The sequence below is a fragment of the Streptomyces sp. NPDC006487 genome (assembly GCF_042870555.1).
Lineage (GTDB): Bacteria > Actinomycetota > Actinomycetes > Streptomycetales > Streptomycetaceae > Streptomyces.
Map to the genome: position 1 here is coordinate 419590 of NZ_JBIAHN010000001.1, position 11945 is coordinate 431534.

Below are 11945 nucleotides of genomic sequence, written 5' to 3' on the forward strand. Positions count from 1 at the left end.
TGCGTCCCCTGCGGGTCTCCGCGCTGCTCCTGACCGGAACCACGCGGGCCGCGGCGCGGTACTGAACGCGGAGTACCGGCCGCCCTGACCCGGCCGGCCCTCCGTACGGGCCCGGCTCGCCCCGTCTTCGCGACGGGGCGGGCCGGGCCTTCCGTCGTGTCAAAAGTGTGGGCGCAAAGGGGACTTGACCGTGCGTGCGGGACACACGCAAGCTTGGAGAGCGCTCTCCCGTAAGTGAGGGGCGGATCACGTGAATGGGGTGGGGATGAGCGAGGACATGCTCGATCGACTGCTGGAGAAGCTCGACCTCGTGCAGAAGGTGCGGCTGCTGTCCGGGGCCACGACATGGCGGACGGCCGGCGAGCGGGCCATCGGCCTGCGCGAGATGGTGACCTCCGACGGCCCCGCCGGGGTGCGGGGCGAAGCCTGGGACGAGCGGCTCACCTCCGCCCTGCTGCCCTCGGCGTCCGCGATCGGCGCGTTGTGGGACGAGGGCCTGATCGAGGAGCTGGGGGGTCTGCTCGCCTCGGAAGCGGTCCGCAAGGGGGTCGACGTCGTCCTCGCGCCGACGCTCAACCTGCACCGCACTCCGCTGGGGGGCCGGCACTTCGAATGCTTCTCGGAGGATCCCGTGCTGACGGGCCGCACGGGTGCGGCGCTGATCCGGGGCATCCAGGCGGCCGGGGTGGCGGCCACGGCCAAGCACTACGTGGCCAACGATTCGGAGACCGGGCGGATGCACGTGGACGTTCGGGCTTCCGAGCGGGTGCTGCGCGAGGTGTATCTGGCGCCGTTCGAGGCTGCCGTCGAGGCGGGCGTGTGGCTGGTGATGGCCGGGTACAACGGCGTGAACGGCGCGACCATGACCGCCAGTCCGCTCCTCGCCGAACCGCTCAAGGGCGACTGGGGCTTCGACGGGGTGGTGGTTTCCGACTGGGGAGCCCTGCGCTCGACCAGGGAACCGGCGCTCGCCGCACTGGACCTGGCCATGCCGGGACCGCAGGGCCCGTGGGAGGTGATGCTCGTCCGGGCCGTGGAGGACGGCCACGTCCCCGAGGCGGCCGTCGACGAGAAGGTGCGGCGCCTGCTGCGGCTGGCCCTGCGGGTGGGGGCCCTGGAGTCGAACCGGCGCCCGAGTGCCCCCGCGTTCGGGTCGGATGGGACCCGGATGCTGCTGCGCCGTACCGTGGCCGCGGGATCCGTGCTGCTGGCCAATCGCGGGGTGCTTCCGCTCGCGCCGGCCTCCCTGCGGAAGGTCGCCGTCATCGGCGTGCACGCCGGCTCCCCGCGGGTGCAGGGCGGAGGCAGCGCGGGAGTCTTCCCCGCGCGGGTGGTCACGCCCCTCGACGGGATTCGAGCCCGGCTGGACGGTCTGGCCCGGGTCGTGTACGTACCCGGTCCGGGACTGGGCGTGCCCCCCGCGCCCCTCGGTACCGGCTGGTGCAGCGACCCGCGATCGGGGGAGCCCGGTGTGCTGGTGCGCCTCCTGGACGAGGCGGGGCATGAGCTCCACGCCGAACACCGGTTGTCCGGAACGCAGTTGGAGCCGCCCGTGGTTCCCGCCGCGCGAACGGTGGAGATCAGCGCGCTCCTGCGGCCTCAGGCGACGGGGGAATGGACCTTCGCCGTCGCCGGCTTCGGCCGCATGAGCCTCGCCCTCGGCGGCCGGGCCGTGCTGGACGGCGAGTTCCCGTGCACCACCGACGACCCGGCGATCGTCCATGTGAACCCGCCGCGCCAGACGGTGCGGGCGACCGTGGACTCGACGGAACCCGTCCTTCTGACGGCCCGGCGCGAACTGGTCCCCGGAGCCGGGCGCGCCACGATCGTCGCGGCGGCGCCACCGGAGCCGGACGCGGCGGCCGCGCTGGCGGAAGCGGTCGGGGCGGCCCGCGACGCGGACGCCGTGATCGTGGTCGTCGGCACCACCGAGCACACCGAGACCGAGGGCCACGATCGCGGCGACCTCTCCCTGGGCGGCCACCAGGACGCGCTGGTCCGCGCCGTGGCGGCCGTCAACCCGCGCACGATCGCGGTGGTCAACAGCGGCGGCCCGGTCGAACTGCCCTGGCGCGACGAAGTGGGTGCGCTGCTGCTCACCTGGTTCCCCGGACAAGAGGCGGGATCCGGGCTCGCCGACGTCCTGTTCGGGGACGCCGAGCCCGGCGGCCGCCTCCCCACCACCTGGGCGGCCGCCTTGACCGACGCACCCGTCACACACGCCCGGCCCGTCGACGGCCGGCTCGCCTACGACGACGGCATCCACATCGGTCACCGGGCCTGGCTCCGCACCGGGAAGGAACCCGCCTACTGGTTCGGCCACGGCCTCGGCTACACCGGCTGGGAGTACGAGGCGGTCCACGCCCCGGACGAAGCGGTGGCGGGCTCCCCGTTCACGGTCCGCGTACAGGTGCGCAACACGGGCAGCCGGCCCGGCCGTGAGGTCGTGCAGGTATACCTCGCCCGTCCGCAATCCACCGTCGAGCGGCCCGTCCGCTGGTTCGCGGGCTACGCCGCGGTCCACGCCGAACCGGGCGCTTCGGTGACGGCCACCGTGCGGGTTCCGGCGCACGCGCTGCGTCACTGGTCCGAAACCGAGAAGGTCTGGCGCACGGAGCCCGGGACGTACCGGATCATGGTGGGCCGCTCGGCCGGCGACCTGGCGTGGGAAGGGGGGCTGACCCTCGGGGCGGCCTAGTCTTCTCGTCCGCCGTGGATCTCGCCGTAGGCGCTGCCGGAGGCTGCGCCGGTTACGGCGGGTGGCCGTACGGCGGTGCGGAAGCGGCGGGTGGTGCATTCGTCGACCCTTGACGGCCTCGGTCTCCTGTCCCGGGCCCGGGTGCACAGCAGGCGTGTCGGCTCTCGGCGGGGGCGGCGGGCCGGTCTGCTTGCCGGGAATCGGATCGCCGTCAACGGGGTTGGTGGGGGATGAGCCATCAACGGGGTTGGTGGGGATGAGCCGTTATTGGAGAACCATGCGAGCGATTCAGGTGTACGAAGTGGGCGGTCCCGAGGTGCTGCGGGAGGCCGAGGTGGACCAGCCGCGGCCGGGTCCGGGCGAGGCGGTCGTGGAGGTCGCCGCATCCGGGGTCAACTTCCTCGACGTCTACCACCGCGAAGGCCGGTACAGCCTCCCGCTGCCCTTCACCCCGGGCTCTGAGGGCGCCGGCACGGTCGTCGAAGTCGGACCCGGCGTCGCTGACGTCGCAGTCGGGGACCGGGTCGGTTGGGTGGAGATTCCCGGCACGTATGCCGAGCGGGCCGTCGTGGACTCCTCCCGGCTGGTGCCGCTGCCCGACGACATCGGCTTCGAGACAGCCGCCGCCGTGCTCCTCCAAGGCATGACCGCGCACTATCTCGTCAAGGACGCCTACCCGGTTCAGGGGGGCGACACGGTGCTCGTGCATGCGGCTGCCGGTGGCATGGGGCTGCTTTTGACCCAGCTCATCACCCATCTCGGCGGCAGGGTGATCGGCACGACGTCGACCACGGCGAAGGCCGAGCTGGCGAAGCGTGCCGGGGCCGCCGAGGTGATCCTTTCCTCCGCGGTCGACGATCTCGCAGCCGAGGTGAGGCGGCTCAACGGCGGTCAGGGACTGCCGGTTGTCTTCGACGGCGTCGGCGCGCACACCTTCGATGCGAGCCTCGCCAGCCTGCGAGCCCGCGGCCATCTCGTGCTCTTCGGCGCGGCGAGCGGTGCCGTGCCGCCGTTTGATCCGATTCGGCTCGCCCACGGCGGTTCGCTGACCCTGATCCGGCCCAGCCTCGGGGACTTCATCGCCGACCGGTCCGAACTGCTCCGACGGGCCGCCGATGTGTTCGAGTGGGTGCGCTCCAAGGCGCTCGAGGTCACCGTGACGGGCCGCTACGCATTGTCCGAGGCCGCCCGGGCCCACAGCGATCTGGAGGCTCGGCGTACCACCGGCAAGCTGCTCGTCCTACCCGATGCGGCCGCTCTTGGACGCCGCGGGGAGACGCAGAGCTGATCGCGGGTCAGGCCGCGGCGGAAGAGGTGCTGGTCTCGGCGTGCCGTGCTTCCACCGCGGCGATCACGCGCTGCCGGGCCTGCCGCCGGGCCTGCCTGAGCTTCGCGTCGGCCAGGAGGAGGGGGATGTACCAGAGCCAGCCCCACACGCTGTAGGACAACGCCCCGCTCAGCACCAGCGCTTTGTTGGTGGCCAGGACCAAGACGAAGGTGACGACGTACGAGGCCACCCGGTGACGGACCATGAGCCGCAGCGGTGCCCGCCACGGGCCGGTCAGCAGTTCCAGCGCGGCCGCCACCTCCGCGGCCCGCAGGCAGAGCTCCAGGTACGAGACGAGCAGGCCGAGGTCGTCGGGCCACCGTGCGAGCCCCGCCGTGTAGGCGGCCTCCGCCTCCGCGTCGTGGTCGTCCTCGTCCTCCGCGGCGTGCGCGAGTCCGAGCCACCGGTGGAGGGCCGGGTCGGGTCCGAGCTCGGACAGGCCGGATTCGGCCATGCTCCGGACCTTGGCGAAGCCGCCCACCGCGAAGAGCTCCTCGCAGCGTACGGCGTAGTCGTCGTGAGTCATGTTCCCGTCCCCGTCGATCAGTACGGTCACTTTCAGCCACACGAACCCGCTGGTCACGGCTCAGACCTGGCCGGCACCGCCGTCCACGAAGAGCTCGATCCCGGTGACGAAGCTGCTCTCGCCCGAAGCCAGGAACAGGGCCGCGGCGGCCACCTCCTCGGGGAGCCCGGCCCGGCCGAGCGGAACTCCGGCGGTCGCCCGCTCGCGTACGTGCGCCGGGGCGCCGGCCAGGGCCGGGGTGTCGATCGGGCCCGGGCTGAGGGCGTTGACCCGGATGGAACGCCCCGCGAGCTCCAGTGCGAGGCTGCGCGCGAGGGACCGTACGGCCGCCTTCGTGGCGGCGTACACCCCGTACCGCGTGGACGCGGAGGAGCCGGCGGCCGAGCCCAGCAGGATGACCGAGGCGCCGTCGCGCAGCAGCGGCAGGGCCCGTTGGACGGTGAAGAAGGCGCCCCGGAAGTTGAGGTCCGAGGTGGCGTCGAACTGCTCCTCGGTGAACTCGGCGAACCCGCCGGCCGGGCCGCCGCCCGCGTTCACGACCAGCACGTCGATCGCCCCGCAGCCCGCGGCCGCGACCGCCGCGTAGAGCCGGTCCAGATCCGCGACGCGGGACGCGTCGCCACGGACGGCCACGGCGGCCGGGCCCAGGTCGCGTACCGCCGCGGCGAGTTCCTCCGGCCGCCGTCCGGTGACGAAGACCCGGGCGCCCTCCTCCGCGAAGCGCCGGGCCGTGGCCAGGCCGATGCCGGACGAACCGCCCGTGACGACGGCGGTCTGCCCTTCGAGCCGTCCCGGGCATTGCGCACATCCCGTATGTCCCGTACGTCCTGGACGTTCCGTCCGCATGACCGTGCCTCCGCGTCCCGAGGGGAGGCGGGTGCGGTCCGCCGGCGGGAAAGCCTAGTGGCGCGCGCGGGCATGTGCGCGGCAGTCCGGTGGAATGCCGGACCCGCGCGCCCCGCACGGTGTACCGGGGCGGGCGACGGGGGAGGAGCGGGGCATGGACGAGAACGCGGGCCCCGATCCGGGGCTCTACGGCCCCGGCTCCGTGACCTGGCAGTGTCACGGAGACCCGGTCATGTGGATCGCCGGGGTCCGCGCGCTCTACCTCCAGGCCCTGCACCCGCGCGCGGTCCGCGGGGTCATGGAGAACAGCTCCGCCTTCAGCGGGGAGCACGGCGGGGGTGACGCCTGGGGACGCCTGCTGCGCACCGCCGACTTCGTCGGCACCGTCACCTACGGCACCACCGAGGCCGCCGAGCGGGCCGGCGCCCGCGTCCGCAAGATCCACACGATGCTGTCGGCCACGGATCCGGCCACCGGCGTGCGGTTCCGCGTGGACGAGCCCGAGCTGCTGCTCTGGATCCACTGCGCCCAGATCGACAGTTTCCTGCACGTCCTGCGCCGCTCCGGGGTCCCGCTCACCCCCGCGCAGGCGGACCGCTACGTGGCCGAGAACCGCGTCAACGCCCGTCTTGTCGGCCTCGACCCGTCCGGGGTACCGGGGGACGCCGCCGCCCTGGCCGCCTACTTCGAGCGGATCCGCCCCGAGCTCGCCGCCGGACCCGACGCCCGCGCCGTCGACGCCTTCCTCTGCGCCCCGCCCATCCACCCCCTCCTCGTCCCTGGCCGAAACCTGGTGTGGCGCCCGCTCGCGGCCCTCGCCTACGGATCCCTCCCCGGCTGGGCGCACCAGCTGTACGGCCGCCCCGCACCGGCCCCGCGCAGCGTCACCCGCCGCCTGCGCCTCACCGGTAGCCTGCTGCGCAGCATTCCCGCAGGTCTGCGCTGGCAGCTGCCTCCAGGTCACATCTTGAAAGCGATGCGCCGCATGGGCCCCGGGAGCCGGCCCGCGCCGTACACACTGCGTACATCAGCGGCCATACTGGACCGGCCGGGGAGGGCGTAGGGCGTAGGGCGACACACGGGGGCGACTTCAAGACATGGCGGAGTCCAGACTGATCCACGGCCGGTACCGGTCGCTCGATCTGATCGGCCGCGGCGGCATGGGCGAGGTGTGGCGGGCCCGCGACGAGTCGCTGGGCCGGCAGGTAGCCGTCAAGTGCCTCAAGCCCATGGGGCCCGAGCAGGACACCCACTTCACCCAGGTGCTGCGCGAGCGCTTCCGCCGCGAGGCCCGCGTCGCCGCCTCCCTCCAGCACCGCGGCGTCACCGTCGTCCACGACTTCGGCGACGACAGCGCCGCCGGCGGTCCCCTCTACCTCGTCATGGAGCTCCTCGAAGGCCGCAACCTCAGCCAGCTCCTGGAGGACAACGACGCGCGCCCGCTCCCCGTGGACGTGGTCGTCGACATCGCCGAGCAGATGGCCGCCGCCCTCGGCTACACCCACGAGCAGGGCGTCGTCCACCGCGACCTGAAGCCCGCCAACATCATGCGGCTCACCGACGGCACGGTGAAGATCTGCGACTTCGGCATCGCCCGGCTGGCCGCCGACATCGGCTTCACCGCGAAGCTGACCGGCGGCGGCATGGCCATGGGCACCCCGCACTACATGTCGCCCGAGCAGATCGCGGGCGGCGAGGTGGACCACCGAAGCGACCTCTACTCCCTCGGCTGCGTCCTGTACGAGATCGCCACCGGAGCCCCGCCCTTCGACCTCGGCGACTCCTGGTCCGTGCTGGTAGGCCACCGCGACACCGCGCCCGTGCCGCCGCGCGAACACCGCCCCGAACTTCCGGTCTCCTTCGAGCGGCTGGTGCTCGACCTGCTCGCCAAAAGTCCCGAGGACCGCCCGGGCGACGCCCGCCACCTGCACCGGCAGCTCGTCGAGGCCCGGCTCGGCCCCGGCGCGGCGAACGGAGCGCACCCGCCGCTGCCCGAGTGGGCCGGAGGGATGACGGCCGGACGCAAGGCCGGCATCGAGGCCCGCCCCGCGAGCGGGGAGTGGGCCGTCCTCACCGGCTCCTGGACCGCCGCGCGCCCGAGCGGGCAGCACCCGACGGCCGCCGGAGCCGCGCCTGTCGCCGCGGGCGCCGTCCCCCGGGCCACGCCGACCGTCGTGCGCCCGCGTCCGGCCGAGGACCCCCGGCTGACCGCCGTCTACGGGTTCAGGCACGCTCCCGGCCCCGCCGAGGATCCTCGGGGGGGCGTGGCCGCGCTCGACGCCGGCCACACGCGGGCCTTCGCCCTCAGCAGGGCCGGCCGTACCGAGGAGGCCCTCGCCGAGTACGCGGCCGTCGCCGAAGGACGCGCCCGGGTGCTCGGAGCCGACCACCCGGACACCCTCGCCGCGCGGCAGGAGGCGGCGTACGAGACGGGTCTGCTCGGCCGCCACCGGGAGGCCTTCGAGGGCTACCGCGCTGTGCTCACCGCCCGGGAGCGCACCGTGGGCCGGATCCACCCCGACACCCTGCGCTGCCGGCACAACCTGGCCTGCGCGCTGGGCGCCCTCGGCCGCTTCTCCGAGGCCCACACCGCCGCCGCCGAGGTGGCCGCCGACCGGGCGGCCGTCCTGGGGGCGGAGCACGCGGACACCCTGCTGACCCGGTACGAGGTGGCGTACGCGCTGGGCCGCCTCGAACGCTGGGAGGAGGCCCTGGAGGCCTTCCGGCACATCGCGGCCGTACGGGAGCGGGTGCTCGGCCGCGACCACCCCGACACCCTGGCCGCCCGCTACGAGGCCGGGATCGCGCTCGGCCGGACCGGGCGCTCGGCCGAGGCCCTGGAACTGTTCCGGGACCTGGTCCGCGACCGCACCCGCGCCTACGGGGCCGCCGACCCGGAGACCCTGCGCGCCCGGCACGTCCTCGGGGTGAACCTCGGGCGCCTGGAACGCTGGGAGGAAGCGGTGGCCGAAGCCCGGGAGGTGGGCGAGGCACGGGCCCGCACCCTCGGCCCCGAACACGCCGACACCCTGGTCAGCCGTCGCGAACTCGCCGTGGGACTGGGCAGGCTGGGCCGCTGGGACCAGGCGCTGCCGGTCTACCGGGACCTCTCCGGAATCCGCGAACGGTCGCTGGGCGACGGCCATCCGGACACGGTCGCGGCCCACGCCGACGAGGCGCACTGTCTGGAGCGGCTGGGGCAGGTGTGTTACCAAGAGCCATGACGACCTCGCGCGGCTTTGGGCACGACGTGTACGACGCGGTGATCGTGGGCGGGGGCCACAACGGCCTCGTCGCCGCCGCCTACCTGGCCAGGGCCGGCCGATCGGTCCTGGTCCTGGAGCGGCTCGGCCGCACCGGCGGGGCCGCGGTGTCCACCCGGCCGTTCCCGGGAGTCGACGCCCGGCTGTCCCGCTACTCCTACCTGGTCTCGCTGCTCCCCGCCAAGATCGTGAGCGAGCTGGGGCTGGACTTCGAGGTGCGCAGGCGCACGGTCTCCTCGTACACCCCCGTCGAGCGCGCCGGACGCCCGGGCGGACTGCTGGTCGGTGGCGGCGAGGCGCGCACCCGGGAGTCCTTCGCGCGGCTGACCGGCTCGGAGCGGGAGTACGAGAGCTGGCGCGCCTTCTACGGGACCACCGGGCGGGCCGCCGAACGCCTCTTCCCGACGCTGACGGAGCCGCTGCCCACGCGCACGGAGCTGCGGGCGCGGCTGGATGACGAGGCGGCCTGGCGGATGCTGTTCGAGGAACCGATCGGGCGGGCCGTCGAGCGGGAGTTCGCCGACGACCTGGTGCGCGGGGTGGTCCTCACCGACGCCCTGATCGGCACCTTCGCCGACGCCCACGACCCGGGCCTGGCCCAGAACCGCTGCTTCCTCTACCACGTCATCGGCGGAGGCACCGGCGACTGGGACGTACCCGTCGGCGGCATGGGCGCGCTCACCGACGCGCTGGCGGCGTCCGCGCTGGCGGCCGGGGCGGAGATCGCCACCGGGCACGAGGCGCTGCGCATCGACACCGACGGCACGACCGCCCCGGCCGAGGTGACCTTCCGTACGGCGACGGGCGAGGGGCGGGTCGCAGGCCGGGTGGTGCTCGTCAACGCCTCGCCACGGGCGCTCGCCGAACTCCTGGGCGAGGAACCGGCGGGGCCGGCCCCCGAGGGAGCCCAGCTCAAGGTCAACATGCTGCTGCGCCGCCTGCCCCGGCTGCGGGACACCTCGGTGGACCCGCGCGAGGCCTTCGGCGGCACCTTCCACATCGCGGAGGGGTACGAGCAGCTCGCCCGGGCCCACGCGGAGGCCGCCGCCGGCGAACTGCCCTCCGTGCCGCCCTCGGAGATCTACTGCCACTCGCTGACGGACCCGACGATCCTGGGGCCCGAGCTGGCGGAACAGGGTTACCAGACCCTGACCCTCTTCGGACTGCACACTCCGGCACGGCTGTTCGAGAAGGACAACCAGGGGGCGCGGGAGGTGCTGCTCGCCGCCACCCTCGCCCAGCTCGACGCCCACCTGGCCGAGCCGCTCACCGACTGTCTGGCCTTCGACGCCGACGGCCGCCCGTGCATCGAGGCCAAGACCCCGCTCGACCTGGAGCGCGAACTGCGCCTGCCCGGCGGGCACATCTTCCACCGGGACCTGTCCTGGCCCTACTCCGAGGCGGGTGGCGGCCGTTGGGGCGTGGAGACCGCCCACCGCAACGTACTGCTGTGCGGCGCGGGGGCGGTCCGCGGCGGCGGCGTCAGCGGGGTCCCCGGCCACAACGCGGCGATGGCCGTGCTGGGGCACTGACGGGCCCCGGCGCCCTGTCAGCCAACGGGGTCGATCACGACGATCGGGATCTCCCGGCTGGTCTTGGTCTGGTACTCGTCGTACGAGGGCCAGTGCTTCACCATCAGCGGCCAGAACGCGGCACGCTCCTCGGGCGTCGCGGTCCGCGCGATGCCCTGCGTGACCTTGGGGCCGACCTGTACCCGGACCTCGGGGTGCTCGCTGAGGTTCCGGTACCACAGCGGGTCCGCGGGGTCGCCGCCCTTGGAGGCGACGATGAGGTAGCGGCCGTCGTCCTCGCCGTAGATGAGCGGGGTCCGCACCGGCTTCCCGGACTTGCGGCCCACGGTGGTGAGCAGCAGGGTCTGGGTGTTGTTCCAGTACTGTCCCTCGGCCCCGCCCGAACCGACGTACAGCTTGACGTGATCAAGGGTCCAGCCCGGCTTGGGGTCGATCGGGTTGTCCCAGTCGATGTCGGTCATATGGACTCGCCTGCCTTCGTGTTGAACGGTCAACGAACCACAACAACGAGCGTGGGCCTCTCAGGGCACGGCCCTTTCCGCCCTAGGCCGTCTGCCCGAATCCGTCGAAGGCGAACAGGTCGTCCAGGGCGCGCCGTGCGACGCGGGCCGGGGTGGCACGCAAGGCCAGGTCGCGGGCGGCCACCGCGAGGGGGTTCGTGAGGGCGGCGACCCGGCCCGCGCGCCGGGAGCGGATGCGCAGGGCGTCGGTGCGGGCGCAGCGGGCCGCGCTGTAGGCGGCCAGGGCGGCCGGTACGTCGGCCCCGTCCAGCAGGTGCGCGAGGACGGCGGCGTCCTCGACGGCCTGGCACCCGCCCTGGCCGAGGTTGGGGGTCATGGCGTGCGCCGCGTCACCGAGCCACGCCAGCCGGCCCTGGTGGAAACGGGGGAGCGGGGCGGCGAGGTCGTACAGGTCGTGCTGGAGCACGGCTGCCGGGTCGATCCGCTCCAGCAGGGCGGGGATCGGATCGTGCCAGGTTCCGTAGCGGCGCAGGAGTTCGGCGCGGACTCCGGCGGGCCGGTAGCCCTCGGGGACGACCGCGGTGGCGTAGAGGTACACGCGGCCGTCGGCGAGCGGGACGACGCCGACGCGCTCCCCGCGGCCCCAGGTTTCGGCGGCGGCGCGCACGGGCGGGCCGCCGGCGCGCAGCACGGTCCGCCAGGCGGTCTCCCCGCTGTAGTGCAGGCCGGGATGGGCCGGGAAGTACTGGCGGCGGATCGGGCTGTGGATGCCGTCGGCGGCGATGACCACCTCGGCGGTGAGCGTGCCCGCCGAGGTGTGGACGACGGGCCGGCCGTCCGCGCCGTCGACGGCGGCCACTTCCGTGCCGTACTGCAGGGCGCCCTCGGGGAGCGCGTCGGCCAGGGCGGCGGCGAGGGCCGTGCGGTGCACGGCGAGCGGGGGCCGGCCGTACCTGGCGGCCAGCGCGACGCCGTCGGCGCGGCTCAGCAGGCGGCCGCCGGGGCGGCGCAGGTCCATCGCGGCAGGGGAGGTGGGCCCCGTCGCGCGGGCGGCGTCGAAGCCCATGGCGTCGAAGGCGCGCAGGGCGTTGGGGGCGAGGACGATTCCCGCGCCGACCGCGGACGGCCCCGCGGCGCGTTCGCAGACGGTGACGTCCCAACCGCGACGGTGCAGGGCGACCGCAGCCGCGAGTCCGCCGATCCCGGCGCCCGCCACCACCGCTCGACGTCGAGTCATGACAGTTCCCTCCGCGTTTCCCACGCCCTCTACATCTGTAGAGGGCGTGGTCGTC

Annotated in this window: 9 protein-coding genes; 5 read left to right on the forward strand and 4 right to left on the reverse strand. The window is 74.1% G+C overall.

The annotated features are described in order from the left end of the window. Positions 1-265 precede the first annotated feature (265 nt). Together ACFYM0_RS01875 and ACFYM0_RS01880 are read left to right on the forward strand one after the other, a co-directional pair. On the forward strand, positions 266-2698 hold the full coding sequence (locus ACFYM0_RS01875; protein ID WP_388495573.1) for a glycoside hydrolase family 3 C-terminal domain-containing protein: 2433 nt from the start codon (positions 266-268) through the stop codon (positions 2696-2698). 277 nt (positions 2699-2975) lie between these two features. Then, positions 2976-3986 carry a quinone oxidoreductase family protein gene (locus tag ACFYM0_RS01880; protein WP_388495575.1) on the forward strand — a complete coding sequence of 337 codons (1011 nt, stop codon included), beginning with the start codon at positions 2976-2978 and terminating at the stop codon, positions 3984-3986. Between the two features lie 7 nt (positions 3987-3993). Here ACFYM0_RS01880 and ACFYM0_RS01885 read toward each other — a convergent pair whose 3' ends face one another. Together ACFYM0_RS01885 and ACFYM0_RS01890 are read right to left on the reverse strand one after the other, a co-directional pair. Further along, the gene (locus ACFYM0_RS01885) at positions 3994-4608 is read right to left on the reverse strand and encodes a hypothetical protein (RefSeq protein WP_388495576.1); all 615 of its coding nucleotides are present in this window, start codon (positions 4606-4608) and stop codon (positions 3994-3996) included. Positions 4609-4611: 3 nt separating this feature from the next. Then, on the reverse strand, positions 4612-5397 hold the full coding sequence (locus tag ACFYM0_RS01890; protein WP_388495578.1) for an SDR family oxidoreductase: 786 nt from the start codon (positions 5395-5397) through the stop codon (positions 4612-4614). A gap of 154 nt (positions 5398-5551) precedes the next feature. Here ACFYM0_RS01890 and ACFYM0_RS01895 point away from each other — a divergent pair, with 154 nt between their 5' ends. Genes ACFYM0_RS01895 through ACFYM0_RS01905 form a run of 3 tightly spaced genes read left to right on the forward strand, consistent with a single transcriptional unit; the run spans position 5552 to position 10192 of the window. After that, the gene (locus tag ACFYM0_RS01895; protein ID WP_388495579.1) at positions 5552-6460 is read left to right on the forward strand and encodes an oxygenase MpaB family protein; all 909 of its coding nucleotides are present in this window, start codon (positions 5552-5554) and stop codon (positions 6458-6460) included. Between the two features lie 34 nt (positions 6461-6494). Next, a complete protein-coding gene (locus tag ACFYM0_RS01900; RefSeq protein ID WP_388495581.1) occupies positions 6495-8621 on the forward strand; it encodes a tetratricopeptide repeat protein in 2127 nt (708 codons plus the stop codon). Continuing rightward, the gene (locus tag ACFYM0_RS01905) at positions 8618-10192 is read left to right on the forward strand and encodes a phytoene desaturase family protein (protein WP_388495583.1); all 1575 of its coding nucleotides are present in this window, start codon (positions 8618-8620) and stop codon (positions 10190-10192) included. Before ACFYM0_RS01900 ends, ACFYM0_RS01905 begins: the two co-directional genes overlap by 4 nt. Before the next feature lie 17 nt (positions 10193-10209). Here ACFYM0_RS01905 and ACFYM0_RS01910 read toward each other — a convergent pair whose 3' ends face one another. Next, on the reverse strand, positions 10210-10653 hold the full coding sequence (locus ACFYM0_RS01910) for a nitroreductase family deazaflavin-dependent oxidoreductase (protein WP_388495585.1): 444 nt from the start codon (positions 10651-10653) through the stop codon (positions 10210-10212). An 82-nt stretch (positions 10654-10735) separates the two neighbouring features. Continuing rightward, positions 10736-11890, reverse strand: a complete 1155-nt coding sequence (locus ACFYM0_RS01915; RefSeq protein ID WP_388495586.1) for an FAD-dependent monooxygenase — start codon at positions 11888-11890, stop codon at positions 10736-10738. Between the last annotated feature and the right edge of the window lie 55 nt (positions 11891-11945).